At 68.9% G+C, this 24669-nt stretch carries 29 protein-coding genes and 1 pseudogene; 13 read left to right on the forward strand and 17 right to left on the reverse strand.

Translation table 11 applies throughout. The features are described from left to right. Positions 1–671 precede the first annotated feature (671 nt). Positions 672–2093 carry an argininosuccinate lyase gene (gene argH, locus NS3_RS24255; RefSeq protein WP_067864035.1) on the reverse strand — a complete coding sequence of 474 codons (1422 nt, stop codon included), beginning with the start codon at positions 2091–2093 and terminating at the stop codon, positions 672–674. Positions 2094–2495: 402 nt separating this feature from the next. Continuing rightward, a complete protein-coding gene (locus tag NS3_RS24260) occupies positions 2496–3698 on the reverse strand; it encodes an argininosuccinate synthase (RefSeq protein WP_067864038.1) in 1203 nt (400 codons plus the stop codon). Positions 3699–4009: 311 nt separating this feature from the next. On the opposite strand from NS3_RS24260, the gene NS3_RS29580 reads away from it, so the two are divergent. Beyond that, on the forward strand, positions 4010–4165 hold the full coding sequence (locus NS3_RS29580) for a hypothetical protein (RefSeq protein ID WP_169811681.1): 156 nt from the start codon (positions 4010–4012) through the stop codon (positions 4163–4165). A gap of 46 nt (positions 4166–4211) precedes the next feature. Then, the gene (locus tag NS3_RS29585; RefSeq protein WP_169811682.1) at positions 4212–4367 is read left to right on the forward strand and encodes a hypothetical protein; all 156 of its coding nucleotides are present in this window, start codon (positions 4212–4214) and stop codon (positions 4365–4367) included. A gap of 67 nt (positions 4368–4434) precedes the next feature. On the opposite strand, the gene NS3_RS24265 is transcribed toward NS3_RS29585, so the two are convergent. The 4 genes from NS3_RS24265 to NS3_RS24275 all read right to left on the reverse strand — a co-directional run bounded on the left by NS3_RS24265 (position 4435) and on the right by NS3_RS24275 (position 8194). Then, positions 4435–5325, reverse strand: coding sequence for a hypothetical protein (locus NS3_RS24265; RefSeq protein WP_067864041.1), 891 nt, complete (start codon positions 5323–5325; stop codon positions 4435–4437). A 141-nt stretch (positions 5326–5466) separates the two neighbouring features. Continuing rightward, positions 5467–5634: a hypothetical protein gene (locus NS3_RS29305; protein WP_157101513.1), complete on the reverse strand. Its 168-nt coding sequence runs from the start codon at positions 5632–5634 to the stop codon at positions 5467–5469. Between the two features lie 341 nt (positions 5635–5975). Then, a complete protein-coding gene (locus NS3_RS24270) occupies positions 5976–6584 on the reverse strand; it encodes a mycothiol-dependent nitroreductase Rv2466c family protein (RefSeq protein WP_067864044.1) in 609 nt (202 codons plus the stop codon). 116 nt (positions 6585–6700) lie between these two features. Then, positions 6701–8194, reverse strand: coding sequence for a phytoene desaturase family protein (locus NS3_RS24275; RefSeq protein WP_067864047.1), 1494 nt, complete (start codon positions 8192–8194; stop codon positions 6701–6703). A 420-nt stretch (positions 8195–8614) separates the two neighbouring features. Between NS3_RS24275 and NS3_RS24280 the strand changes: the two genes are divergently transcribed. Genes NS3_RS24280 through NS3_RS24325 form a run of 10 tightly spaced genes read left to right on the forward strand, consistent with a single transcriptional unit; the run spans position 8615 to position 14176 of the window. Beyond that, entirely contained in the window at positions 8615–9406 is a 792-nt protein-coding gene (locus NS3_RS24280) for a hypothetical protein (protein ID WP_245649786.1), read from the forward strand. 5 nt (positions 9407–9411) lie between these two features. Then, positions 9412–10707, forward strand: a complete 1296-nt coding sequence (locus NS3_RS24285; RefSeq protein WP_084495884.1) for an SRPBCC family protein — start codon at positions 9412–9414, stop codon at positions 10705–10707. After that, the gene (gvpJ, locus tag NS3_RS24290) at positions 10704–11108 is read left to right on the forward strand and encodes a gas vesicle protein GvpJ (RefSeq protein ID WP_174550516.1); all 405 of its coding nucleotides are present in this window, start codon (positions 10704–10706) and stop codon (positions 11106–11108) included. The genes NS3_RS24285 and gvpJ (NS3_RS24290) overlap by 4 nt, the downstream gene beginning before the upstream one ends. Beyond that, on the forward strand, positions 11108–11866 hold the full coding sequence (locus tag NS3_RS24295; protein WP_067864053.1) for a GvpL/GvpF family gas vesicle protein: 759 nt from the start codon (positions 11108–11110) through the stop codon (positions 11864–11866). Before gvpJ (NS3_RS24290) ends, NS3_RS24295 begins: the two co-directional genes overlap by 1 nt. A gap of 3 nt (positions 11867–11869) precedes the next feature. Continuing rightward, positions 11870–12127: a gas vesicle protein GvpG gene (locus NS3_RS24300; protein ID WP_067864056.1), complete on the forward strand. Its 258-nt coding sequence runs from the start codon at positions 11870–11872 to the stop codon at positions 12125–12127. Continuing rightward, positions 12124–12465 carry a gas vesicle protein GvpO gene (gene gvpO / locus NS3_RS24305; protein WP_373865339.1) on the forward strand — a complete coding sequence of 114 codons (342 nt, stop codon included), beginning with the start codon at positions 12124–12126 and terminating at the stop codon, positions 12463–12465. Before NS3_RS24300 ends, gvpO begins: the two co-directional genes overlap by 4 nt. After that, a complete protein-coding gene (gene gvpJ, locus NS3_RS24310; protein WP_067864059.1) occupies positions 12462–12848 on the forward strand; it encodes a gas vesicle protein GvpJ in 387 nt (128 codons plus the stop codon). The genes gvpO and gvpJ (NS3_RS24310) overlap by 4 nt, the downstream gene beginning before the upstream one ends. Beyond that, positions 12845–13636 (forward strand): GvpL/GvpF family gas vesicle protein, encoded by a 792-nt coding sequence (locus tag NS3_RS24315; protein WP_067864062.1) that lies wholly within the window; start codon positions 12845–12847, stop codon positions 13634–13636. Before gvpJ (NS3_RS24310) ends, NS3_RS24315 begins: the two co-directional genes overlap by 4 nt. Continuing rightward, positions 13633–13875, forward strand: coding sequence for a gas vesicle protein (locus tag NS3_RS24320; protein WP_067864065.1), 243 nt, complete (start codon positions 13633–13635; stop codon positions 13873–13875). The genes NS3_RS24315 and NS3_RS24320 overlap by 4 nt, the downstream gene beginning before the upstream one ends. Then, positions 13868–14176: a gas vesicle protein K gene (locus NS3_RS24325; RefSeq protein WP_067864068.1), complete on the forward strand. Its 309-nt coding sequence runs from the start codon at positions 13868–13870 to the stop codon at positions 14174–14176. The genes NS3_RS24320 and NS3_RS24325 overlap by 8 nt, the downstream gene beginning before the upstream one ends. 36 nt (positions 14177–14212) lie before the next feature. Here the strand turns inward: NS3_RS24325 and NS3_RS24330 are convergent, their stop codons facing one another. The 11 genes from NS3_RS24330 to argC form a co-directional block, all read right to left on the reverse strand. After that, positions 14213–14632 carry a type II toxin-antitoxin system VapC family toxin gene (locus NS3_RS24330; RefSeq protein ID WP_067864071.1) on the reverse strand — a complete coding sequence of 140 codons (420 nt, stop codon included), beginning with the start codon at positions 14630–14632 and terminating at the stop codon, positions 14213–14215. Beyond that, positions 14629–14868 carry a type II toxin-antitoxin system prevent-host-death family antitoxin gene (locus tag NS3_RS24335; protein WP_067864074.1) on the reverse strand — a complete coding sequence of 80 codons (240 nt, stop codon included), beginning with the start codon at positions 14866–14868 and terminating at the stop codon, positions 14629–14631. The genes NS3_RS24330 and NS3_RS24335 overlap by 4 nt, the downstream gene beginning before the upstream one ends. A gap of 140 nt (positions 14869–15008) precedes the next feature. Next, positions 15009–15815 (reverse strand): GntR family transcriptional regulator, encoded by an 807-nt coding sequence (locus NS3_RS24340; RefSeq protein WP_084495885.1) that lies wholly within the window; start codon positions 15813–15815, stop codon positions 15009–15011. A 166-nt stretch (positions 15816–15981) separates the two neighbouring features. Then, positions 15982–16641 (reverse strand): DUF305 domain-containing protein, encoded by a 660-nt coding sequence (locus NS3_RS24345; RefSeq protein WP_067864077.1) that lies wholly within the window; start codon positions 16639–16641, stop codon positions 15982–15984. A gap of 90 nt (positions 16642–16731) precedes the next feature. Further along, positions 16732–17217 (reverse strand): hypothetical protein, encoded by a 486-nt coding sequence (locus tag NS3_RS24350; RefSeq protein ID WP_067864080.1) that lies wholly within the window; start codon positions 17215–17217, stop codon positions 16732–16734. A 194-nt stretch (positions 17218–17411) separates the two neighbouring features. Beyond that, complete coding sequence (locus NS3_RS24355; protein WP_067864083.1) at positions 17412–17948, reverse strand: arginine repressor; 537 nt, start codon at positions 17946–17948, stop codon at positions 17412–17414. After that, positions 17945–18916: an ornithine carbamoyltransferase gene (gene argF / locus NS3_RS24360; RefSeq protein WP_067864086.1), complete on the reverse strand. Its 972-nt coding sequence runs from the start codon at positions 18914–18916 to the stop codon at positions 17945–17947. The genes NS3_RS24355 and argF overlap by 4 nt, the downstream gene beginning before the upstream one ends. Further along, the gene (locus NS3_RS24365; protein ID WP_067864089.1) at positions 18916–20139 is read right to left on the reverse strand and encodes an acetylornithine transaminase; all 1224 of its coding nucleotides are present in this window, start codon (positions 20137–20139) and stop codon (positions 18916–18918) included. Before NS3_RS24365 ends, argF begins: the two co-directional genes overlap by 1 nt. Further along, a complete protein-coding gene (gene argB / locus NS3_RS24370) occupies positions 20136–21041 on the reverse strand; it encodes an acetylglutamate kinase (RefSeq protein ID WP_067864092.1) in 906 nt (301 codons plus the stop codon). The genes NS3_RS24365 and argB overlap by 4 nt, the downstream gene beginning before the upstream one ends. Continuing rightward, positions 21038–22255: a bifunctional glutamate N-acetyltransferase/amino-acid acetyltransferase ArgJ gene (gene argJ, locus NS3_RS24375; protein ID WP_067864095.1), complete on the reverse strand. Its 1218-nt coding sequence runs from the start codon at positions 22253–22255 to the stop codon at positions 21038–21040. The genes argB and argJ overlap by 4 nt, the downstream gene beginning before the upstream one ends. Then, a complete protein-coding gene (gene argC / locus NS3_RS24380; protein ID WP_067864105.1) occupies positions 22252–23304 on the reverse strand; it encodes an N-acetyl-gamma-glutamyl-phosphate reductase in 1053 nt (350 codons plus the stop codon). The genes argJ and argC overlap by 4 nt, the downstream gene beginning before the upstream one ends. 1007 nt (positions 23305–24311) lie before the next feature. Between argC and NS3_RS24385 the strand changes: the two are divergent. Then, positions 24312–24638, forward strand: a pseudogene (locus NS3_RS24385) (transglycosylase family protein); the annotation flags it as partial. Positions 24639–24669: the final 31 nt, after the last annotated feature.

A 24669-nucleotide genomic window follows, 5' to 3' on the forward strand; every position in this document is an offset into this window, starting at 1 on the left:
TGTCGGCCACCGAACGCTTCGGATATCACGCCGGGCAGTGTCGCTACCCGGTTGCTCGAAAACTCTCGGCCGCTCTCGGCGCACTCTTCGCAACCACCGATTCGGCCGAACGCCGTGACGCCCCGATACCAGCATCGGCGTTCGTGGCCCGCAGCGGAAGTGCCGATCAGCAGTTTCCACTGCCCTTTCACCGAACTTCGACACCCGGCCGGCACGTGAACCCGATGACGCGGCGCGACGTCCCGATCATACCGATGTTTCGGGAGTCGCCCGGTCTGCCGGAGCCGAGTGTCCTGCATCGGAAGGAGAATCCGCCGCGCATCCGCCCTGCCGGGGGCGTCCGCCCGCGCATCCGAATGCGAGTTCATACCCGCCGACAGCGGCGAATCTCGAGTAATGAAACGGACTTCCGACCAAGAAGCCGTTTTCGGTGGAGTTTGCGTTCCGCACACGACTGTCGCTAACCTTCACCGCGGCAATAGCAACTACGCATGAAGGAGATAACTGGCATGGTGCTCGCTTTCGTCTCTGCTCTGCTCGCTGCGGTGCTCGCCCTGGTCGGCCTCTGATCTGAAGGAACGAATCGCCCCCCGTCGCACGTGTCTGCTGACACCTGCGACGGGGGGCGACTTTCGTTGCGGCCCGGTCGTTGCCGGGCCGAGCACTTTTCGTCAGATCAAACGTGACCGCGCCTCGGCGGCCGCCGCACGCACTTCGTCCAACTGCTCGGCCACCCGCGTACCCGCGGTGCCGCCGCGCGCGTTGCGCGAAGCGATCGAGCCCTGCACGGTCAGCACTTCCCGCACCCGCGATGTCAGTGCCGGGTCGACAGCGGCGAATTCCTCGTCGGTGAGCTCGTCGAGCCCGACCCCGCGCGCCTCGGCGGCGCGGACACACGCACCCGCCGCTTCATGTGCCACCCGGAACGGGACACCCTCCCGGACAAGCCATTCGGCGATATCGGTGGCGAGGGTGAAGCCCGCGGGCGCGAGCTCGGCCATGCGATCGGTGTGGAAGGTCAGCGTGGCGACCAGACCGGCGATGGCGGGCAGCAGCAGCTCCAGCTGGGCCACCGAATCGAAGACCGGTTCCTTGTCTTCCTGGAGATCACGGTTGTAGGCCAGCGGCTGGGCTTTCAAGGTGGCCAGCAGGCCGGTCAGATTGCCGATCAACCGGCCCGCCTTGCCGCGAGTCAGTTCCGAGACGTCCGGGTTCTTCTTCTGCGGCATGATCGAGGAGCCGGTGGACCAGGCGTCGGCGAGGGTGACATAGCCGAACTCCGGTGTGCTCCAGATGATCACCTCTTCGGCCATCCGGCTCAGGTCGACGGCGATCATGGCGAACACGAACGCGGCCTCGGCGGCGAAGTCACGCGAGGAGGTCGCGTCGATCGAGTTGGCCGCGGCCGCATCGAAATCCAGGTCGGCGGCGATGGCCTCGGGATCCAAACCGAGCGAGGAACCGGCCAGTGCGCCCGAGCCGTAGGGCGAGACGGCGGCACGGGAGTCGAAATCGCGCAGGCGGTCGAGATCGCGCAGCAGCGGATGGGCGTGCGCGAGCAGGTGATGCGCCAGCAACACGGGCTGGGCGGCCTGCAAATGGGTCTTGCCCGGCATGACCGCATCGGGATGGGCGGCGGCCTGCGCGATGAGCGCGTCCACCACGTCCAGGACACCGGCGGCGACGCGGCGCGCGGCATCGCGCAACCACATCCGGAACAGGGTGGCGACCTGGTCGTTGCGAGACCTGCCCGCGCGCAGCCTGCCGCCCAACTCCGCGCCGACCCGTTCGATGAGTCCGCGTTCGAGCGCGCCGTGCACATCCTCGTCGGTCTCGGCCGGGCCGAACGCGCCGGACTCGACGTCGGCGGCGAGCCGGTCCAGGCCGGACAGCATGGCGGTGAGGTCGGCTTCGGTGAGCAGGCCTGCCTTGTGCAGCACCCGCGCGTGGGCCTTGGACGCCCGCACGTCATAGGGGGCCAGTGCCCAGTCGAAGTGGGTGGACTTGCTCAGCGCGGCCATCGCCTCGGCCGGGCCCGATGCGAAACGCCCGCCCCACAGCGCACCTGTATTCGTGCTGCCGCTCTGCGTCATCGTGTGCTGTCTCCTCGTCGATCGGTGTCGGGGTGGTCGGTCCGTCGTGGATGTGCCTGGCCGATCGTGCTCCGCATCGTCCACGTCGGACGAACCGGGGGCGCTCGGCGATCGAGCCCCGCGGTCGCTGCCACGTCGGCATCCGATGCCATGGCGGACACCGGGTGCCCGGTGGTGCCACGGACACCGGTCGGCCGGTTGGCGCGGCCCTCGTCGGCGCACGGATGGCGCCGCGAACTCGATCGAGATCCCACGGTAGCCGGGCAGGCCGCGGGGGTTCGCGAACGCCCCCCACGCGCCGACGAGGGCCGGTGCGCTCGGCATCGGCCCTCGTCGGTGTGTTCGCCTCCGGCCACGGCGGTCGGATCGTCGGTGATCCGGGCCCGCCGCGACGAGCCGGAATTACTTCTGGTTCAGATCGCGGCGCGCGGCGACCTTCGAGGACAGACCGTGGATCTGCACGAAGCCCTTGGCCAGCGACTGATCGAAGGTGTCGCCCTCGTCGTAGGTGGCGAGGTTGAAGTCGTAGAGCGACTGCTCGGAGCGGCGGCCGTTGACCACGGCGGAGCCGCCGTGCAGCACCATCCGGATGTCGCCGGAGACGGCCTGCTGAGTGTCGCGCACGAAGGCGTCCAGCGCCCGCTTGAGCGGGGAGAACCACAGGCCGTCGTAGGCCAGCTCGCCCCAGCGCTGCTCGACCTGACGCTTGTAGCGGCCCAGCTCGCGCTCGATGGTCACGTGCTCGAGCGCCTGGTGCGCGGTGATCAGCGCGATGGCGCCGGGCGCCTCGTAGATCTCGCGGCTCTTGATGCCGACGAGCCGGTCTTCGACCATGTCCAGTCGGCCCACGCCCTGACGGCCCGCGCGGTGGTTCAGCTCGACGATGGCCTCGAGCACGCTGACCTGGCGGCCGTCGATGGCGACCGGCACACCCTTGTCGAAGGTGATGATGAGTTCGTCGGGAGCCTCGAAGTTGACCGTCGGGTCGGCGGTGTAGTCGTAGACGTCCTTGGTCGGCGCGTTCCACAGGTCCTCGAGGAACCCGGTCTCCACCGCGCGGCCCCACACGTTCTGGTCGATGGAGAACGGCGACTTCTTGGTGACGTTGATCGGGAGCTTGTTCTCCTCGGCGAAGGCGATGGCCTTCTCCCGGGTCCAGGCGTAGTCGCGGACCGGGGCGATCACGTTCAGATCGGGCGCGAGCGCGCCGATGCCGACCTCGAAACGGACCTGGTCGTTGCCCTTGCCGGTGCAGCCGTGCGCGACGGTGGTGGCGCCGTGGAACTTGGCGGCCTCCACCAGGTGCTTGACGATCAGCGGCCGGCTGATGGCCGAGACCAGCGGGTACTGGCCCATGTAGAGGGCGTTGGCCTGAATGGTGGGCAGGCAGTACTCGTCGGCGAACTCGTCGCGGGCGTCGACCACGATCGACTCGACCGCGCCGCAGTCCAGCGCACGTTGGCGCACCACGTCCATGTCCTCGCCGCCCTGGCCCAGATCGATGGCGACGGCCACGACCTCGGCGCCGGTCTCCTTGCCGATCCAGCTGATGGCGACGGAGGTGTCCAGCCCACCGGAGTAGGCGAGTACGACGCGCTCGGACATGTCTTCAGTGCTCCTAGGTTTTGTATGAGTGGTGGTCTCGACCGTCTCGAGGGCGGTCTGCCGGTCGCGCCGGCGCGCAGGTCGGGAACCCTGCACCCTTGTGCAAATGATTATGCACGACTATGCAAGCCCATACATAACCGGGGTGGTCATCGGCCAGGCAACGGTACCGCCGCGGACGATCGAGGGCTACGCGGCGAGCGGAAACCTTTCTCGGGGCATCTCGACGCTCAGGAGCCTTGGCCGCGCCCCGGCGCTGTGGAAGCCTGGAGTACGCCCCTGAATCCACCACAGGCGCAAAGGACCCACCCATGTTCCACAACATCATCGAACCGCTGCAGGACCTGGCCGAACAGAACCGCGACGTGATCGGCTTCGTCGTCATCAACCTCGGCAACGGCATTCTGTCGGCAGTCAAGTGGGGTCTCGAGGTTCTCCCGCCGCTGCTCCAGCCGTACGTCGCGTAGTGACCATCGGGCCTGTTCAGCCCGCCCTGGAGGCAAAGGAGCACCCGTGGACCCCGACCTTCTGCAGTTCGCCATAGACAACCGCGACTGGCTCGGTTTCGTCGTCATGCACGCGGGCAACGCGGCCACCACGATCGCACGAGCGGCCTTCGAAGCGGTGGCCCCGCTCCTGCAGCAGTTCTTCTCCGAGTACCCGCACTGACGGACCGGAGTCGCTCGCCCCGTCGTTTCGGCGGTGCGCAGTGTGCTCATGCATCGGCGTGCAGCCGTCAGTCGGCAGCCACGTCGCCGCGCCGCATCCGATCGATCGCGGCGGCGTCCCGCAGTTCCGGTCGTTGTTCCGGATGCAGCCAGTAGAAGCGAATCGTGCGCAGGAACAGGGCCGGATCGACGGCAACCGTCCACGGCAGCAGGTCGAGCTGTCGCTCCAGGTGTCCGGACTTCAGTGTGCCGAGCACGCCGCGACCGGCCGGGGGCTCGAACACCGATTCGGAGATCAGCACGAGCCGCACCGCGTGCATCTCGTTCACCAGGCACGGAGTGACGAATCCGATGTCGTCCCAGCGAAAGAGACGGGCAGCTCCGACGACCGAATGCGTTACCCCCTCGGCATCCAACCGGATGAACCCGCCGCCCCGCAGGTGGCGGAGGAGATAGACGAGCGATCCGAGGATCGCGACGAACAAGACCAGATAGACCAGGATGCCCAGGAAGCCGGCGATGTTCGCGCCCACCGAGCGACCGGATTCGGCGACCGATTCGATGAGTACCAGCCCCTGAGCGGCGACGAAGACACCGCCGAAGACCAACCACGCGATCAGCGCCGGCTTCCACGTGGCGATCACCGGGAACACCACTCCGGATTCTCCGTCCGGCCCTCGCATCGTGGCCACGCGCCGGGGCAACGTCGACCGGCGAGCCGGAAGAAGCGGAGCGAGGATCGCGACGAAACTCGTGCTGACGAGACCGCCGAGCACGGCGAGGCCGAGCGCGCGCCGGTCACCTGTTCGCAGGGCGTCGACACTGATGGGAATCGACACGAGGGCGCCGACGACGAAGATCAGGGCGGCCGCGACCAGCCGCGTCCGGGCGCGGTCACGTCCCCATTCGGCGGGCCACAGCGGTGGCTGGGAAACGTCAACGCTGCGCTGATCCGGCATGTCTTTCCCTCCGACGCGGCAACCCCGATATCCAGCGGACGAAGAGCTGTTCGGCTACTTCCCCGCTGTGAAGGTAGCGGTCGGGTCGTCGAGCGCCTGTTCGACCAGGTTCAGTGGCTCGCCGAGCATGGCGAGCCCGCGTCAGGCCGACACGCGGGACTCGGCGATATCCGGACGGTGAACCGAAAGATCGGCACTCTCGGGCTCCGGCTGCTGCAAGGCGGCCGCCACACGCCGCAGTACTTCCGGACGCGCGCTCGGCAACCGGAAGACCGGCTTGGTGTTCGCGGTCCGTTTCGGCAACGTCATGGTCTTTCCTCTCGAGTCGGCAGGCACCCGCCGCCGAGAACTCCTGACGAGTCGCGCAGTGGCTGGTGCGGTAAGTAACGAGCAAACCCTCTGTCGGTGACAGCTGGGCCTACTGCCGACGTTGCGGCGTCGGCGATCAGCTGAACGATCTGTTCATGCCCGTTCCGGTCGCCGGGCCGGACCCGGGATGATCGGGACCGATGAGCAGTACACCGATTCCGCCGACGGACGTGACCGACCTCGACACCGGTGTCGTCACCACGGTGCTGTCGGCCGGTGCCGTCGAGTACCCACACGCCGACGCACCCGGGAGATCCGGATGTTCTCCCGCGGGGCGGCTGCTACTCGGTGGCGGTGAAGGCCGGTGGGCCTTGGTACGGGCGGTTCAGCGCGGCGAATCCGGGAGTGGTCGCGGCGGTGACCAGGGCGGCGAGCAGATCGGCCGCGCGGTGCCGGGGCGGGGGCGCGGTGAGCACCGGGCCGGAGAAGCCGTGGCCGTCGATGGCGACGATGGGGCTGCCGCCTCGGCCGCCGAGCGCAGTCTGGCTGAGTTGATGGGCGGCGGCGACCTCCGGATCGAGAGCGGTGTCGTCGAGCGCGGCGAGCAGGGTGAGGTCGAGTCCGGCCTCGGCGAGCGCGGCCGCGGCGGCCGCGGTGTCGTCTGTATCCGGTCCGCGCGGATGCAGCCGGGTTCCCAGCGCGAGAAACAGCGGCGTGAACACCTCGTGGCCGTGGTGTCGGTCGACGGCGGCGAACACGCGGCCGATCCGGCGTGAGCGGATGAGCATCGGGTCCTGGGAGTCCGCGCCGGTGTCTTCGTCATGGAGGGTCGCCAGGCTCATCTGTTTCAAGGTCACCGTGTGCTCGTCGTCGGCGCTGTCGAGCAGCCATCGCGCGCTCACGAACGCGAACGGGCATACCGGGTCCACGTACAGGTCGATCACGGCCATCGTCGGTCCTCCCTCGTCACGCACGTTCGCTCAGCCGATCCGGCGGGTTCGCCAACGGCGGGGACAGGCCCACCTCACGGACCAACATACCCACGCGGTACGACCTGACCTGCTTCTCACGCGGCCGGGCCGATCAGGCCGGCGACGATACGGGCCGACAGCATGACCAGCGGCAGCCCGCCGCCCGGGTGGGCCGAGCCGCCGACCAGGAACAGACCCGGCACCGGTGAGGTATTGGCCGGTCGTAGGAAGGCCGCGCGCGGACCGTTGGAGGACGAGCCGTAGATGCAGCCGCCGGGGGTGCAGGTGCGCCGCTCGAGGTCGGCCGGTGTGATGATCGATCTGTGCCGCACCCGAGGGCGCACCTCGAGGCCGCGTTCGGCCATGACCCGCAGGACCAGATCGGCGTAGTCGTCCGCCAGTCCCGGTGCGTCCCAGTCCATTCCTCGGACCGGGTCATGGCGAGGCGCGTTCACCAGGACGAACCAGGCGCCGGTGCCGGGGCCGGGCACGATCTCCGGGTCGTCGGGGGCCGACACGTACACCGTCGGCCGGGCCACCGGACGCATCGGGCCGCGGAAACCGAAGACCGCGTCGAACTCCGCGTCGTAGTCCTCGGCGAACAGCACGCGGTGGTGCGGTGTGTCCGCGGGGGGATCGTCGAGCGCCAGCAGGATCACGAAGCCCGACAGGGACGGGGTGGCCCGACGCAGCCGCGCCGCGGCCCGCCTGGTCGCCGGAGTTCGGACGAGGCGCTCGTACACCTGGCGAGCGTCGGCGTTGGCGACGACCAGGTCGGCTGTCGCGACGCTGCCGTCCGCGAGCACGGCGCCTGTGATGTGCCCGCGCGCATTCGTGGTCAGTTCGACGACCCCGGTATCGGTCTCGATCACGCCGCCGAGTTCGAGCAGCCTGTCACGTAGTGCTTCCGCGATACGGCCGAGTCCGCCGTGGACGTACCACGAACCCCATGCCTGTTCGGTCCACGGGATCGAGGCGAGTGCCGCGGGCGCGCGCCGGGGGTCGGAACCGGTGTAGGTGGCGTAGCGGTCGAGCAGCATCGTCAGGCGGGGATCGCGCAGGTAGCGGCGCCCGAGCCCACGAAGGGTGTGCCATGGGGCGACGGCGCGGACGTCCGACGGCTTGATCACACCGCCGATCATGGTGCGCAACCGCATCGGGGATTCCAGGAACGGGCCGTGCGTCACCTCCCAGATGGTCCGGGCCCGATCCGACAGCGCCGACCACTGAGCGCCGCGGCCGGGACCGAGAGCTCGATCCAGGGCGGCGGGGATGTCGGCGAGCGTTCCCGGCATATCCAGTTCGGTGCCGTCCGGGAACCGGTACCTGGCCGCCGACGGCAGCCTCCGCAGCGAGAGCACATCGTGCACCGACGTACCGGCGGAGGCGAACAGTTCCTCCAACACGTGCGGCATCGTCAACAGCGAGGGGCCGGTGTCGAAGCGGAATCCGTCGAGTTCCACCACGCCGAGCTTCCCGCCGATCTCACGTGCCTGCTCCAGCACGGTGACCTGGTGGCCCATGGCTTGCAGTCGCATCGCCGCGGCCAGTCCGCCGACCCCTGCGCCGACGACGAGAACCCGGCTCACGCGAGGACCTCGGCATGGTCGTCCGCGCGCCGGTCGAGTGAAGCCATCCACCGCATCCTTCCCGTAGGACGGCGGCGCCGACCGCTCGGCTTCGGATCGCCGCTTCTCGGCACCGCGTCGTTCATGGCAGGCAGCCGTAACTCGCACCGGCTCGCTCTGCGCACTCTGCCACGCCGATGTCGCCTCGCGTGGCCGGAAACGCTGAGCGTGCCGATCGACAGCGGCAGCGGCAGGCCTACGCCCACCGGCACGTCAGGCGCGACCGCAGGCGTTTGCCGACCGATCGCCGCCGAGAGCCGCGAATGGCGGCTGTGGCGAATCGGCGAGGCGTGAGATGGAGAAATTCCGACCACCCAGCCGGTTTGCCGACGAGAATGTGGTCTAACCCACAGGAGAGGCACATCGAAACGCTGCCGGCCCGTGCGCTCAACACGGTGCATCGCCGTCGACGGCAGGCAAGGAGTGGTGATGAAGGGTGGCGCGAGATTGGCGATCGGTGTGGGCGTGGGCTATGTCCTCGGCCGCACGCGCAAGATGCGATTTGCGCTGGCACTGGCCGGCGCGGGACTGAGCAGACAGTCCGGTGCACAGGAGTTGCTGAAACGCGGGACGTCCCTGTTGGACTCGTCGCCGGAACTGCTGAAGATCACCGAGACGGTCCGGGGCGAGCTGGGCGGCGCCGTGCGGGCCGCGGCAGTCAACGCGGCGGCGAACCGGGTCGACGCGCTCAACGCGCGGCTGCGCAAGCCTGCCGACTCACAGGACGAGTCGCCTGCTGAGGACGAGTACGCGGACGACCTCGACCAGGACGAGGACGAGGACCGGTCCGACAGCGACCTCGAGGACGAGGACGACTACGCCGACGACGAGTCCTCGGACGACGAAACCCCCGAGGACGAGGACGAGGTAACGGACGAGGAGAACGACGAGGACTACACCGACGAAGACGACGAGGCGGAACTCGAAGACGACAAATCCACGGAAGAGGACTCCGAGTACGAGGACTCCGAGGACGAGGACTTCCCCGAAGAGGAGCAACCCCGCCCTCGTGCCCGGACCAGATCCGCCACGCCGTCACGGACGCGCGCGAGCAGGCCGCGCAAGAGCGAGAGCGCTGGTTCCGGCGGCAGGTCCGGGTCGACCCGGACCCGGCGCGTGCGAGCCGACGCCGATACCGCCGACCGCGCACCCGTTCGCCGGACAGGAAGGTGAGGACGATGGCGAAGAGATCGATCGGTGATCTGCCCGGTGCGGACACCGCCCGTAAGCCCGCCGCCGCCGCGCGTCGGGCCGCCTCCACGGCCACAGGCCAGGCCGGTCGAGCGGCGTCCTCGACCGGTGGCAAGGCACGCCGGGCCGCCTCGTCCACCACTGGGCAAGCGCGTCGCTCGGCGTCGTCCACCGTCGGACAAGCGGGCCGCGCCGCGTCATCGACGGCGGGGAAGGTGCAGGAGCTCACGCCGTCCGGGCAGTTGCAGAAGTCGTTGCAGACTCTCGCGGGCACGGTGGCCGAACGAGCGCTCAGCGGTGTCACCAACAAGGTCACGGGGACCGCCGACCGGTTGCACGACTACGCCGAGGGCGGCGGCAGCGGCAATCTGCTGTCGGCGATGACCGGCGTGGAGAAGCTCGCCGGTGGCGCGTCACCGATGAAGGCGGCGATGAGCGCGGGCATGTCCCACCTAGGCCACACCGTCCAGGACAAGCTGCACGACGCGAAGGACTCGCTGCTCGGCGGCAAGGGCAAAGGCGGCGGCGGTAAGAAACTGAAGCTGACAAATATCGTGGAGCAGATCGACGTCGGCGTCCCGATTCAACTGGCCTACGACCAGTGGACGCAGTTCGCGGACTTCCCGAAGTTCATGAAGAAGGTCGAGCAGGTCGAGCAGGTGTCCGACGAGAAGCTGACCTGGACCGGCAAGGTGTTCTGGTCGCGGCGGAGCTGGGATTCGACCATCACCGAGCAGGTCCCGTTCGATCGGATCGTCTGGCGCTCCAAAGGGGACAAGGGCTACATCGACGGGGCGGTGACCTTCCACGAGCTCGCTCCGGACCTGACCCGCATCATCATGGTCCTCGAGTACCACCCGGGCGGACTGTTCGAGAAGACCGCGAACCTGTGGCGGGCCGTGGGCAGGCGAACACGGTTGGAGCTCAAGCATTTCCAGCGCCATGTCATGACCGAGGCGGTCCTGCATCCCGACGACATCGAGGGCTGGCACGGGGAGATCCGCGACAAGAAGGTGGTCTCCGAGAACGCCGTCGACGAGGAGTCGCCGGACGAGGAAGCGGCCGAAGAGGAGGCGCCCGACGAGGCAGCGGCTGACGAAGACACTGCCGAGGAGGAGCCGGCCGACACCAAGACCGCGCCCAGGCGGACGTCTCGCAAGCCCAAGGCCGCCGACGACGAGAACACCGACGGCGCGCAACGATCCGCGACGTCCCGCAGGCCGGTCCGGCGGCGGAGCGCGGCCGAACGCCGAGGCGCCGACCGGGAAGGCGGACGACCATGACGATCGAACCCGCGGGTGGTGGCGGGGGCGCGGGCACCATGGCCCGCCCGAACTCGTCGAGCCTGGCCGACGTGGTCGACACGATTCTCGACAAGGGACTGGTCATCGATGCGTTCGCCCGGGTGTCGCTGGTCGGGATCGAGTTGGTCACCATCGACGCGAGAGTCGTGGTGGCCAGTGTCGACACCTATCTGCGTTTCGCGGAGGCGGTGAATCGGCTCGACATCTCCGAGAGCGACGCGAAGGGGCTGCCCGATCTGGTCGGCGACGTCGCGTCGGGCGGCGCCAAGCACAAGACCAAGGGCGCCATCGAAGCCGCGGGCGAGAAGGTCATGGACCTGCTCGACGAGGTCGAGGACAAACGCCAACGATCACGCCAGCCGCGGGACAGGGGGCGCTGATGTCCGGGGAGACCGCGGTGTATGTGTACGGCATCGTGCCCGGCGATGTGGAGCCGGAGGATTCCGCGTCCGGCGTGGGCGATCCACCGAGCGAGGTGAGCGTGGTGCGCCACGGTGACATCGCCGCGCTGGTCAGCGAGATTCCGGTCGGTCGGCCGCTGGGCACCCCGGACGATCTGACCGCGCACGCGCGCCTGCTGGACGGTTCGGCCGCCGTCGCGCCGGTGCTGCCATTACGGTTCGGCGCGGTCATGACCGATGCCGACGCGGTGGAGAAGGAACTGCTCGCGGACAACGAGGACTCGCTGCGTGCCGCGATGACCGAACTGGAGGGTCGCGCGCAGTTCGTGATCAAAGGACGCTACGTCGAGAAGGCGATTCTGCGCGAACTGATCGCGGGCAACGCCGAGGCGGAGCGGCTGCGTGAGGCGATTCGCGACAAGTCCGAGGACGCGACGCGCAACGAACGCATCGCCCTCGGCGAGATGATCGGCAAGGCGATCGAGCAGCGGCGCGCGGCGGACACCGAGCGGGTGATCGGTGAACTCGACGATCTCGACCCGATGGTCAACCGCCGGCAGCCGACCCATGAGGAGGACGCGGTGCACATCGCCGTCCTGATCGAACTGGCGCGCCAGGGTGATCTCGAGCAGACGCTGACGGAGCTGGCGCAGGAGTGGGACGGCCGCGTGGAGCTGAGCCTGCTCGGTCCGATGGCGGCTTACGACTTCGTTGTCGCACCGCAACCGGAGGGCTGAACCATGGGGCTGGTGTCGTCGCTGTTGCTGCTTCCGCTCGCGCCGGTGCGCGGTGTGGTGTGGCTGGCCGAGGTCATTCAGGAACGCGTCGAGCAGGAACAGCACGATCCGGCGAAGGTGCGGCATGAGATCGAGGCGATCGACGAGGCGGCGGCCGCGGGCGAATTGTCCGACGAGGAGCGGCGACACGCGCAGCAACAGGTCCTCGATCGGTTGATGCGGCCGAGCGATTCGGCCGCCCCGCCTGCCGGAGAGGAGTGATCGAGGTGACCCGCGAGCCCGCAGACGACGATCCCGAGCCTGCCGACCAGTTCGCCGGCCGGGCCGCGGCCACCCCGGTCGAGGCCGCCGCCGCGGCGACCGAGCAACTGCGCGCGCTGATCGCCAAAGAACCGGAGGGCACCACCTCCATGGCGCCGACCGAGGACGGCTGGACGGTGGAGATCGAGGTGCTCGAGGACCGCCGCATCCCCTCGTCCTCTGACATGCTCGCCCTCTACGAGGTGGAGATCGACATGGACGGCAACCTGCTCGCCTACCACCGGACCCGCCGCTACAGCCGAGGCAGCGCCGACATCGGCGGGAGTGGTCGGTCATGACGGTGGTCGGAGGCTCGTCGTCCGCCCCGCAGCCCTACGGAGGCGGCCACCAGTCGACGAACCTCGGCGACATCCTCGAACGGGTGCTGGACAAGGGGCTGGTGATCGCCGGCGACATCCAGGTGAACCTGCTCGACATCGAGCTCCTGACGATCAAACTGCGCTTGGTCGTCGCCTCGCTGGAGACCGCGAAAGCGGTGGGCATCGACTGGTGGGAGACCGATCCGTGGTTGAACAGCAAGGCGCACACGAACGAGCGCCGCGATCGCGATCTCGAACTGGAGAACCGGGAACTGCGTGAGCGGATCGCCCAGCTGGAGGGCGCGCGCCGGGTGGAGGCGCGCACCGAAGTCCCCGCCGAAGTGGAAGACGAGCGACGGTGATCGACGGCGAAGGGGTATGGCTCTATGCCGTGACCGATGCCACGTCGGACTCCGACGACCTCGGCGCGATGACCGGCGTCGCCGGCGAACCACTGCGCCGGATCCGCGCCGATGACCTGACCGCGGTAGTCGGATCGGTGCCGCTGGCGGTCTTCGGGGAGCAGCCGTTGCGCTCGAATCTGGAAGACCTGGACTGGCTGGACGGCGTGGCGCGCACACACGACGCGGTGGTGTCGGCGCTGGCGCGGCGCGCGCCGACCGTGCCGATGCGGCTGGCGACCGTGTTCCTCGACGACGACCGTGTGCGTGCCCTGCTCGAGGGGCGGCGAGCGGATTTCGAGTCGGCGCTCGTGCTGGTGGAAGGCCGCACGGAGTGGGGGGTCAAGGGTTACGGCGACCGGGAGGCGTTGACCGCGGCGGTGGCGGCGGCGGGCGCCGCCGATGGTGCGGGCGGCGGGTCCGGCACGGCGTATCTGCGCCGCCGGCGTGCACAGCTGACCGCGCAGGACACCGTCGAGCAGGAGACAGCCGAGCGTGTCGAGCAGATTCACCAGGCGCTGGTCCGGGAGGCCGCGGCGGGCAAACGGCAACCGGCGACCGATCCGGCCCTGAGCCGTACCAAAGAGTGGATGGTGCTCAACGGCAGCTATCTGGTGGACGATGATCGCAGCGAGTCCTTCGCGACCGCCGTCGCCGCGCTCGGTGAGCGCTTTCCCGGCATCCGGCTCGAGCTCACGGGACCGTGGCCGCCGTACTCGTTCGTCGGCGTGGGCAAGGATCCGGCATGAGAGCCGCCGACGGGGAACGCCGTGTCGCGCTGGTCGATCTGCTGGATCGGGTACTCGCCGGCGGCGTCGTCATCTCCGGCGACATCAAACTCTCCATCGCCGACGTCGACATGGTGCAGATCTCGCTGCGCGCGCTGATCTCCTCGATCAGCGCCCTGACCGCGACGCCGCCGAAACCCGCTGCCCTCGACCCGACCGGCGGTCGAACGCCGGAGCTGGAGCCGTCCGGCGATGGCTGAATCCAGCGGTGTGCCACCGAGAATCGACGCGGATCCCGAGTCCGTCGAACGCGGGCTCGTCACGCTGGTGCTGACCCTGGTGGAGCTGCTGCGCCAGCTGATGGAACGGCAGGCGGTGCGCCGGGTCGACGACGGCGACCTGACCGACGACCAGATCGAGCGGATCGGCACCACCCTGATGCTGCTCGAACAGCGCATGGCCGAGTTGCGCGAGCACTTCGGCCTCGAACCGGAGGACCTGAACATCGACCTGGGGCCGCTGGGGACCCTACTACCCGAAAGGCGCTATGACGGGTGGTGAACCCGCTCGAGGACACCGAGGCGAAGCCGAGATCGGTCAGTCGGTCCACGGGTCGATCAGCGGCACACCCATAGTCGCGAAGTCCTTCACATTCCGGGTCACCACCGTCATGCCGTGCTCGGCAGCCGTCGCGGCGATCATGGCGTCGCGCTCTGGCCGCGGGTCAGGAACGTGCAGTTGCGCGGCACGTCGCGCAGTGGCCAGGTCGAATGGCAATATGCGGCCCGCGAATACGTCGAGCAGGTCATCTTCCAGCCACATGCGCAAGCGTTTGCCTTGCGTCCCGTCGCGTCGTTCGACCCGGCCGATTCCGACCTCGAGCTCCGTCACGGTCACGGCGCTCAGATACAGCTCTGACGGCCTGCGGGCGCGCGCCCACGCGCGGACCGAGGCATTCGCCACCCGATCCGACTTCCGCAGTTCGCTGACCACGTTCGTATCCAGTACGAAGGTCACAGCTCGGGCACCCTCAGTTCGACGGACAACGGCGACGGATCGAACTCGATGTCGTCGTCCATGCTCAGACGCTCCACGATGTCCTGGCTATCCGCGCGTAGTCTTCGATACTCCTCGATCGACAGCAGTACGAAGGCTCCCTCGCCGCGATCGGTGATCACCACCGGGCCCTCGGCCGCAGCGCGCTTCGCGGCACTGACGTCACGGTTGAACTCTCTGGCACTCATCGTGGTCATGCGACCTCCAAGAATGTAGGTACGTACCTACATTAGCAGATCCGCTTCTACCTGCACGGAATCCGCCTCGGCAGGTCTGGTCGGCTCGACACAACGGACGCATCGCCAACGGCGCTCGGGCCGCGCGGCGATCGCGGGGACTACCGTGGCTGCGTGTCGGTCACCCGCTGCTTCGGCCGGGTGGTTCGCAAGAACGCCGTCGGAGACGGCGCCGAGGGCATGCGGCGCGGAGTCCGCACGGAACCGAGAGAGTCACCACCCGACCGGGTTTCCGCGAGAGTCGCGCCGACGCTCTCCAGCCTGCGATGGTGGGTTCCGGCCGTCGTGAGCAGGCGGTCCACGTCGCGGGCCAGAAAGGCGTCGAGCATGTGCGCGTGGTCGTTGTGCAGGGCAAGCCAGCCCGAGCGATCGGCGTGTACCACGGTCCGCACGGGTTCGGTGGCGTGTAAGGCGGTTTCGAGCATCCGCAGCAATCGGAACATGCGCGACGGCCGGGTCAGCGCGACATGGAAGCGACGGGAGCAGCGATGGTAGGCGAGGAGGTCGTCGTCGCGGATGGCGGCTTCCAGATCGGCGTGCACGGTGAGCACGGCCTCGATGTCGGCCTCGGTGGCATGCCGCGCGGCGGCGGCCAGCGACGCGGTTTCCAATGTCTCTCGCACGGTGTACATTTCGCTCAACTCGGCGGCGCTGAGCTGGGCGACGAGGTATCCGGAGCGCGGCTGGTGGGTGACCAACCCCTCCCCCATGAGCGTGTCGAGCGCCGCCCGGACCGGTGTGTGGCCGACGCCGAACAGTTCCGCGACTTCGCGCAGCGGAATGGCGGTGCTCGGTGGCACCGCCCCGTCCAGAATCACCCGGCGCAGTTCTCCCAGGATGATCTGGGGTCTTCCGGGTTCGTCGGCCACCAACAGGGCGAGCAACGCGGATCGTCGGCGTGGCGGCATGGCCCCACGGTAGGCGGCGCGTGTTGCGATCTCGGTCACGGATGTGACGGCCAGGAAAATGTACGTGCAGTTGCCCGTGAGACCGGAAACGAGTCGGCCGCCCGGACGCGACTCGGCGCAGGCCCCACGCCCGGAGCGGGCGCGGGGCCTGCGGGAACATGCGGGATCAGCCCTTCAGCATGTTCCGCATCTCGTCGATCTCGGCCTGCTGGGAATCGATGATCTGCTGGGCCAGCGCCTTGGCGTCCGGATCGGCGCCTTCGGCGAGTTCGGTGCGCGACATCTCGATCGCACCCTCGTGGTGGGCGATCATCCCGTTCAGCCACATCTGGTCGAACTCGGCCCCGGTGGCGGCCCCCATGCGCGACATGTGCTCGTCGCTCATCATCCCCGGCATCATCGGCGAGGACATCATCGGCGAGCCACCGCCGTGCGGGCCGCCACCGTGCCCGCCACCGGTGACGGGCGCGCCCCACGCCTGCAACCACCCGGTCATCGTCGCGATCTCCGGTTCCTGGGCGGCCTGGATCCGCTTCGCCAGGTCCTGGAGTTGCGGATCGGTCGAACGCGAGATCGCCATCTCGGCCATCATCACGGCCTGACGATGGTGCGGGATCATCTCCTGCGCGAAGGTGACATCGGCGTCGTTGTGCACATCGGCCGGTGCGTTCGTGCCGCTGGTCGTCGGTGCCGCCGTGGCCGAGACACCGACGGTGGCAGCGCCGGTGTCCGAGCTATCGGCCGAGTCGTCGTCGCCACAGCCGGTCAGTACAGCAGCCGCGGCCAGCGCCGCCAGCACGGCTGAGGGAAGGGTCTTGCCGGACATGAGTCACTCCTGAAGTGTTCGGGGATTTCGGAAAGTGTTCGGACACACCGCGATCCGGGCGAAACAAGCACCGGATCCGGCGGTCGTCGATCACTGCCGTAACACACACAGAACAGCCAGGCGCCGCGAAGTCGGCATCGGCGGAGCGCGACCGAACCCGTCCCGACACCGGATCGGGCTCACCAGACGCCCACCGGCCGACGACGGCCATGCCACGGCCGAGAATACGAGTGCCAGCCCGGCCACCGCGGCCATGATCGCCAGGCACAGATGCATCACGCCGGTATGTCCGTCGTCGTGACCACCGCCGGGCATCTCGTCGTGCCCGCGTTCCCACGCCGGGGCCGCGTGGGGCACCGACGCGCAGCAACTCTCGTGCGATCCGTTCTCGGCAGGCGACGCGACAGTTGTCACCATCCCGGCCGGGATCACCTGTGCGGCGATCGCCCGAGTGCCGCCACTGTGTTCATGCCCGGTCGAACCGGTGAGGGGAGCGTGGTGCATGCCGAGCACGGCCACCGCCAAGGTGACCCACAGCAACGAACGCAGCAGCGTCCTCGCACGACCGGACAGCACAGAACCCACCCTAGCAGCGACGATCCCCCAACCGGTTCCGCCGATACGGCGCCGGGCAGACGTGCAGACGCCGACAGCCCGCGAGACGATCCCAGCGGACCGGATTCGTCGGACGGCAAGTGCGAGCACGCGATCGGCGGCGTGCCCCGGAGCCGGAAGCCCACGCGTAGGGCGACGGCGGTCGCCCTACGGGATCAGGCGAGTGCCTCGATCTTCGCGGCCAGTTCGGCGCCGGTGAGCGGTTCGCGGGCGATGACGGCGATGGTGTCGTCGCCGGCGATGGTGCCGACGATGTAGGGCAAGGCGGCTCGGTCCAGGGCGGAGGCGAGATAACCGGCGGCGCCGGGCGGCGTGCGCAGGACGGCGATATTGCCGCTGGCGTCGGTGGAGACCAGCAGGTCGCCGAGAAGTTTGGAAAGGCGATCGGTACCACCGGTGACGCCGCGAACGGGGCTGCCGTCCTCGGGGACGATGTAGACGCCCGCGCCGCCGTCGGCCGCGCGCAGCTTCACCGCGCCGAGTTCGTCGAGATCGCGGGAGAGGGTGGCCTGGGTGGCCTCGATGCCCTCGGCGGCGAGCAGCGCGGCCAGTTCGGTCTGGCTGCGCACGGCGTGGGCGGAGAGCAGTTCGATGATGCGGGACTGGCGGCCCGCGCGGGTGCGGGCGATCGCCGGCGTCTTACCGTCGGCCGATCGCCCGGCGCCGCCGCGCTCGGGGGTGGAGACGCTCATTGTGACTCTCGATCGGCCGGCTCTCGATCGGCCGGCTCTCGCTTGGCCAGCAGCCACGCCAGCAGCGCCTTCTGGGCGTGCAGGCGGTTCTCCGCCTCGTCCCACACCGCGCTGTGCGGGCCGTCGATGACCTCGTCGGTGATCTCGTCGCCGCGGTGCGCGGGCAGGCAGTGCAGCACCACCACATCGGGTTCGGCGTGCGCGAGCAGGCCGGCGTCGATGCGGAAGGGCACGAACGGGCCGACCCGGTCCAGGCCGTCGTTCTCCTGGCCCATCGAGGTCCAGGTATCGGTGACCAGCGCGTGCGCCCCGGTCGCGGCGGTGACGGGATCGCCGGTGACGGTGATGCTCGCGCCGGTCTCGACGGCACGCTTGCGGGCGGCCTCGAGCACCCACGGCAACGGCTCGAAGCCGGCCGGTGCGGCGATGGTGACGTCGAGTCCCGCGGTGACGCCGCCGAGCAGCAGCGAGTGCGCCATATTGTTCGCGCCGTCGCCGAAGTAGGCGAGTTTGCGGCCGGACAACGAGCCCAGACGCTGACGCAGGGTCATGAGGTCGGCCAGCACCTGACAGGGGTGGAACTCGTTGGACAGCGCGTTGACCACCGGAACCGTCGCCGCCGAGGCCATCTGGTCGAGGCGGTCCTGTTCGAAGGTGCGCCAGACGACGGCTTCGACATAGCGCGAGAGCACCCGGCCGGTGTCGGCGAGGGTTTCCTCGCGGCCCAGCTGGGTGTCGCGCCCGTCGACGACCACCGCGTGCCCGCCGAGCTGGGCGATGCCCATCTCGAAGGAGAAGCGGGTGCGGGTGGAATTCTTCTCGAAGATCACCCCGACCCCGCGCGGCCCTTCCAGCGGGCGCCGGGAGAACGGCGCTTTCGCGAGTTCCAGTGCCAGGTCGAGGATTTCGGCCTGTTCCGCGGGCGAGACGTCGTCGTCGCGCAGGAAGTGACGCAGTTCGCCGGTCATCACCGGGCTCCCTTCGCATCGGCGGCCGCCGCATCGAGGATCCCCGGCAGGTCGGCGACGAAATTCTCGGCCTGGGTCTCGGTGAGCACCAGCGGCGGCGCCAGCCGCAGGACATTCGGCTTGGGCGCGTTGATCAGGTAACCCGCCTCCCGGGCGCGAGCCTCCACCTCGGCGGAGACGTTGTCGGTCAAGGCGATACCGATCAACAGGCCCGCGCCGCGCACGTGGTCGACGAGCGGGTGCTCGAGCACGGCGATGCCGTCGCTGAGCCGCTTGCCGACCGATTCGACGTGGGCCAGCAGCCCCTCTTCGTCGATGGTGCGCAGCACCGCGAGCGCGGCGGCGGCGCAGACCGGGTTGCCGCCGAAGGTGGTGCCGTGCATGCCGGGGTTGAACAACTCGGCGGCGCGGCCGGTCGCCAGCACCGCGCCGATGGGCAGGCCGCCGCCGAGGCCCTTGGCCAGGGTGATCACGTCGGGGACGATGCCCGCGGCCTGATGGGCGTAGAACGGGCCGGTGCGGCCGATGCCGGTCTGCACCTCGTCCAGGATCAGCAGTGCACCGTGGCGTGAGGTGATCTCGCGGGCCTTGGCCAGGTAGTCCAGCGGCGGGACGATCACGCCGGACTCGCCGAGGATCGGTTCGAGGAACACCGCGGCGGTGTGGTCGTCGACCGCGGCGGCCAGTGCGGCGGCGTCACCGTAGGGCACGTACACGACGCCGGGGGGCATCGGTTCGAACGGCGCGCGCTTGGAGGGCTGGCCGGTCAGCGCGAGCGCGCCCATGGTGCGGCCGTGGAAGGCCTCCTCGCAGGCGACGATCTTGGTCCGGCCGGTGAGCCGGGACAGCTTGAACGCCGCTTCGTTGGCCTCGGTGCCGGAGTTGCAGAAGAACGCCTTGCCTTCCCCGTCGCCGAAGTGCGCGAGCAGCCGTTCGGCGAGTTCGACGACCGGCTCGCTGACATACAGGTTCGACACGTGGCCGAGGGTGCCCAGCTGCTGGGTGACCGCGGCCAGGATGGCCGGGTGGCCGTGGCCGAGGCTGTTGACCGCGATGCCGCCGAGGAAATCGAGGTAGCGCTTGCCGTCGGCGTCGTAGACCACCGCGCCGGAGCCGCGCACCAGCGCGACCTTCGGGGTGCCGTAGTTGTTCATCAGCGCCGAGGACCAGCGCTGCCGCAGCTGCTCGGTGTCCTGCTGTCCGGTCTGTGCTGTCGCGTTCATTCCGTCTCTCCTCCCGGCGTCACCATCGTGCCGATCCCCTCTCCGGTGAACAGTTCCAGCAACACCGAGTGCGCGACGCGACCGTCGATCACATGCGCGCTCGGCACCCCGCCGCGCACCGCGCGCAAACAGGCTTCCATCTTCGGCACCATGCCCTCGTCCAGGCTCGGCAGCAAGTTCGCCAGCGCGGCGGCCTCGATACTGCTGGTCAGCGAGGACCGATCCGGCCAGTTCGTGTAGAGGCCCTCGACGTCGGTGAGCACGACCAGCTTCTCCGCGCCGATGCCCTCGGCGAGCGCGGCGGCGGCGGTGTCGGCATTGATGTTGTGCACCACGCCGTCGGCGTCGGGGGCGATGGTGGACACCACCGGAATCCGGCCGGCGTCGATGAGGTCGAGCACCGCGGCCGGGTTCACCTCGGTGACATCGCCGACCAACCCGATGTCGGTGGGTTCGCCCTCGACGAGGACCGTGCGCCTGGTCGCGGTGAACAGCCGGGCGTCCTCACCGGAGATGCCGACCGCGTAGGGGCCGTGGGCGTTGATCAGGCCGACGAGTTCGCGCCCGACCTGACCGAACAGCACCATCCGTACCACGTCCATGACCTCGGGCGTGGTGACCCGGAATCCGCCGCGGAACTCGCCCTGCAAACCGAGCTTCTTCAGCATGGCGCTGATCTGCGGCCCGCCGCCGTGCACCACCACCGGGTGCACCCCGACGGTGCGCAGGAACGCCATGTCGGCGGCGAAGGCGCGTTTGAGGTCCTCGTCGACCATGGCGTTGCCGCCGTATTTGACGACGACGATCTTGTCGCGGAATTTCTGCAGCCAGGGCAGCGCGTCGGCCAGCACGTGGGCCTTGTCCAGGGCCGACAGCGTGGACAGTGGGTCGAGGGCGGTCATGAGCTGTACGCCGAGTTCTCTTCGACATAGGCATACGACAGGTCGGTGGTGCGCACCATGGCGGTGCCCGCACCGACGTTCAGTTCGACGCGGACGTCGATCTCCGCGCCGGACAGGTCGACTTCGCGGGCGCCGGGCGCGCCGACGCTGTCCACGCAGACCGGATTGCCGTTGAACGACACCGAGATCCGGTCCGGGTCCAGGGTGATCGGTGCGATGCCGACGGCCGCCAGCACCCGGCCCCAGTTCGGGTCCGAGCCGAACAGCGCGCACTTGACCAGGCTGTCGCGGGCGATGGCACGGGCGGCGATCACGGCCTCGTCCTCGCTCGCCGCGCCGGTGACGGTGACCCGCACCCGCTTGGTGACGCCCTCGGCGTCGGCCATGAGCTGGGCGGCGAGGTCGTCGCAGACCGCGAGGACGGCGGCGTCGAGTTCCTCCTGCGAGGGGGTGACCTCGCTGGCGCCGTTGGCCATCAGCAGCACGGTGTCGTTGGTGGAGCAGGAGCCGTCCACGTCGAGCCGGTCGAAGGTGAGCCGGGTCGCCTTGCGCAGCGCGCTGTCGAGCTGATCGGCGGTGACCGCCGCGTCGGTGGTGAGCACGACGAGCATGGTCGCCAACGAGGGGGCGAGCATGCCGGCGCCCTTGGCCATGCCGCCGACGTTCCACTTGTCGCGGTGGTGGAAGGCCGCTTCCTTGGGCACGGTGTCGGTGGTCATGATGGCGTGGGCGGCTTCGGTGCCGCCGGAGAGCCCGCCCGCCATCTCGTGCACGATCTCGGTGACCGCCGGAATGAGCTTGTCCATCGGCAGCCGGTCGCCGATCAGGCCGGTCGAGCAGACCGCGATCTCGCCCGCGCCGGTCTCGGTGCCCCAGTTGCTCAATGCCGTCGCCAGTTCCTCGGCGGTGCGGTGGGTGTCCTGGAAGCCGCCGGGGCCGGTGCAGGCGTTGGCGCCCCCGGAATTGAGGATCACCGCGCGCAGCCGCTCGGCGGTGAGCACTTGTTGCGACCACAGCACGGGCGCGGCCTTGACCTTGTTACTGGTGAACACGCCCGCGGCCGCGTATTCGGGGCCTTCGTTGAAGACCAGCGCCAGGTCCGGTTTGCCGCTGGCCTTGATGCCCGCGGCGATACCCGCCGCCCGGAAGCCGAGCGGGGCGGTCACGCCCTGGGTCCGCACCAGCTTGCCGGTGCCGCTCTCGGTTGTCGTCACGGTGCCACTCCTACGGTGGGAAGTCCTTCGGTCTCGTCGAAGCCGACGGCCAGATTCATCGATTGCACCGCGCCACCGGCGGTGCCCTTGGTCAGGTTGTCGATCGCGCCGATCACCACGAGCAGTCCGGCGTCGGCGTCCACGGTGACCTGGAGGGTCATCGCGTTGGAGCCGAGCACCGCACCGGTCTGCGGGAGAACGCCCTCGGGCAGCAGATGCACGAACGGTTCGTCGGCGTAGGCCTTCTCGTAGACCGCGCGAGCCTGGGCGGCGTCGACGGTGGTGGGGGCGGTGCAGGTGGCGAGGATGCCGCGCGGCATGGGGGCCAGCACCGGGGTGAACGACACCTTCACCGGGCCGTCGGCCAGCGGCGACAGATTCTGCACGATCTCCGGCGTGTGGCGATGTGCGCCGGCGATGTTGTAGGCCCGCACCGATCCCATCACCTCCGAGCCGAGCAGGCCCACATCGAGCTTGCGGCCCGCGCCCGAGGTGCCGCTGACCGCGACGACGTTCACCGTCGGCTCGACGATGCCCGCCGCGACGGCGGGAGCCAGCGCCAGGCTCGACACAGTTGGATAGCAGCCGGGCACCGCGATCCGGGTGGCCCCGCGCAGCGCCTCGCGTCCGCCGGGTAGTTCGGGCAGGCCGTAGGGCCAGGTGCCCGCGTGATCGGTGCCGTAGTACTTGGTCCAGGCGGCCGCATCGCGCAGCCGGAAGTCGGCACCGCAATCGATGACGACGGTGGATTCGGGCAGTTGTTCGGCGATGGCGGCGGACTGGCCGTGCGGCAGACCGAGGAAGACCACGTCGTGACCGGACAGTTCCGCCGCGGTGGTCGGCGCGAGGATCCGGTCGGCCAGCGGCAGCAGATGCGGCTGGTGGGCGATCAGCGGGGAACCCGCGTTGGAGCCCGCGGTCAGCGCCCCGATCTCGAGGCGCCCGGATCGGTAACGTGGGTGGGCGAGCAGCAGGCGCAAGACCTCGCCGCCCGCGTATCCGCTCGCTCCGGCGACAGCAATCCGCAGAGGGGCATCCGAATCAGCCATGAAATGATTATGCACGACAGTGCAAGCTCATTCATGAGGCGGGTGCTCATGTCGAGTTCCCCGATCGAATCCGCGCCGCCGCCCGGAGTCTGCGAGGGGGACGACGCCGCGACTCGACAGCCCCCAGCCCCTCGGATCACCGTGACACAACGGTGACGCAACCCGAGGGCACTCGACCGGGCGTCGAACCGCACCTCCCCGCCAGGTAGCCGCGGGGAGCCCTCCGCCCGCCGATGCGCGAGCAGAGACCATTGCGCGCCAATCCGATTCGAGGGCATACCCACCGGGCCGCCGATCCTCGCGATCGCCGACGACCGTGCCGATTTCAAGATCAGAGATATTCCAGCCGTCCAAACCAAGGCGCGAATTCCTCGGCGACGACGCGAAATTCAGCCCGCCCGGACACCCTTCGGTAACGACACGGCTCCGAACCTCACCGGCGCCATCCGAGACCACGCCACGGCCGCGCCATTCTTCGAACATATCTATTCGCAGAATTCCGAATCGCCCCCACGAGAGCCCGCACGACTCGATCGGGAAGCGCCTTCGAACCGGCCCCCGCAACTCCGCCCACCCCGCAAGATGCAGGAGACCGAGCGCACCAAAGCGTCTCTACCTGCGCAAATGCGCGGAAAATGGTTCCGGCTACCGAACCGACCGGCACCCGCACGTTGCCCGAGTCACATATTTCGGTCCAATAAACGTGACCTGCGGCACATTTGCGTTAGAACATACTGTCGAACGCCGTCCACATTTCCACGCATCAACCTGGAGTAATACAGCTATCCCTCGACAAACAATCAAGACATTGGTGACGTTACCTACACGTGATTGTTCGAGATTAGTTCGTTATGGTTTAGGCACGGCCCGATCGACCGAGACGGGCACATCGCTCGAACCGCCGAACACCGACAGACCCTGTCCCACGGTTCGAGAAACCCCGACATCCACTGGGGACAGGGACTCCGGCCTCGAGCCGAGTCGGTGGGCGCAGCAGGGAAATACTCATGTCGAAGAACCGAAAGATCAGCACTCGCGCCGCCGGTTTCATCGCAGCGGTCGGCGCCTTCGCCGCCATCCCGTTCGGTCTCTCCACGGCCACCGCCTCCGCCAACAACTGGGACGCTGTCGCGCAGTGCGAGAGCGGCGGCAACTGGGGCATCAACACCGGTAACGGCTACTACGGCGGCCTGCAGTTCTCGCAGAGCACCTGGGAGGCCTACGGCGGCTCCGGCCAGGCGAGCAACGCCAGCAAGGCCGAGCAGATCCGCGTCGCCGAGAACGTTCTCGCGGGCCAGGGTCCCGGCGCATGGCCGGTCTGTGGCGCCTACCTCTGATCGAGGGCGCTGCCTGAGCGGGATCCCC

This window comes from Nocardia shimofusensis NBRC 100134 (assembly GCF_001613125.1).
Lineage (GTDB): Bacteria > Actinomycetota > Actinomycetes > Mycobacteriales > Mycobacteriaceae > Nocardia > Nocardia shimofusensis.

Coding starts and splice junctions, on each gene's coding strand:
- argH (WP_067864035.1), bottom strand. CDS start 2,093: ATGACGCAGAGCGGCAGCACGAATACAGGTGCGCTGTGGGGCGGGCGT.
- NS3_RS24260 (WP_067864038.1), bottom strand. CDS start 3,698: ATGTCCGAGCGCGTCGTACTCGCCTACTCCGGTGGGCTGGACACCTCC.
- NS3_RS29580 (WP_169811681.1), top strand. CDS start 4,010: ATGTTCCACAACATCATCGAACCGCTGCAGGACCTGGCCGAACAGAAC.
- NS3_RS24265 (WP_067864041.1), bottom strand. CDS start 5,325: ATGCCGGATCAGCGCAGCGTTGACGTTTCCCAGCCACCGCTGTGGCCC.
- NS3_RS29305 (WP_157101513.1), bottom strand. CDS start 5,634: ATGACGTTGCCGAAACGGACCGCGAACACCAAGCCGGTCTTCCGGTTG.
- NS3_RS24270 (WP_067864044.1), bottom strand. CDS start 6,584: ATGGCCGTGATCGACCTGTACGTGGACCCGGTATGCCCGTTCGCGTTC.
- NS3_RS24285 (WP_084495884.1), top strand. CDS start 9,412: ATGGCGAAGAGATCGATCGGTGATCTGCCCGGTGCGGACACCGCCCGT.
- gvpJ (WP_174550516.1), top strand. CDS start 10,704: ATGACGATCGAACCCGCGGGTGGTGGCGGGGGCGCGGGCACCATGGCC.
- NS3_RS24295 (WP_067864053.1), top strand. CDS start 11,108: ATGTCCGGGGAGACCGCGGTGTATGTGTACGGCATCGTGCCCGGCGAT.
- NS3_RS24300 (WP_067864056.1), top strand. CDS start 11,870: ATGGGGCTGGTGTCGTCGCTGTTGCTGCTTCCGCTCGCGCCGGTGCGC.
- gvpJ (WP_067864059.1), top strand. CDS start 12,462: ATGACGGTGGTCGGAGGCTCGTCGTCCGCCCCGCAGCCCTACGGAGGC.
- NS3_RS24320 (WP_067864065.1), top strand. CDS start 13,633: ATGAGAGCCGCCGACGGGGAACGCCGTGTCGCGCTGGTCGATCTGCTG.
- NS3_RS24325 (WP_067864068.1), top strand. CDS start 13,868: ATGGCTGAATCCAGCGGTGTGCCACCGAGAATCGACGCGGATCCCGAG.
- NS3_RS24335 (WP_067864074.1), bottom strand. CDS start 14,868: ATGACCACGATGAGTGCCAGAGAGTTCAACCGTGACGTCAGTGCCGCG.
- NS3_RS24340 (WP_084495885.1), bottom strand. CDS start 15,815: ATGCCGCCACGCCGACGATCCGCGTTGCTCGCCCTGTTGGTGGCCGAC.
- NS3_RS24345 (WP_067864077.1), bottom strand. CDS start 16,641: ATGTCCGGCAAGACCCTTCCCTCAGCCGTGCTGGCGGCGCTGGCCGCG.
- NS3_RS24355 (WP_067864083.1), bottom strand. CDS start 17,948: ATGAGCGTCTCCACCCCCGAGCGCGGCGGCGCCGGGCGATCGGCCGAC.
- argF (WP_067864086.1), bottom strand. CDS start 18,916: ATGACCGGCGAACTGCGTCACTTCCTGCGCGACGACGACGTCTCGCCC.
- NS3_RS24365 (WP_067864089.1), bottom strand. CDS start 20,139: ATGAACGCGACAGCACAGACCGGACAGCAGGACACCGAGCAGCTGCGG.
- argB (WP_067864092.1), bottom strand. CDS start 21,041: ATGACCGCCCTCGACCCACTGTCCACGCTGTCGGCCCTGGACAAGGCC.
- argC (WP_067864105.1), bottom strand. CDS start 23,304: ATGGCTGATTCGGATGCCCCTCTGCGGATTGCTGTCGCCGGAGCGAGC.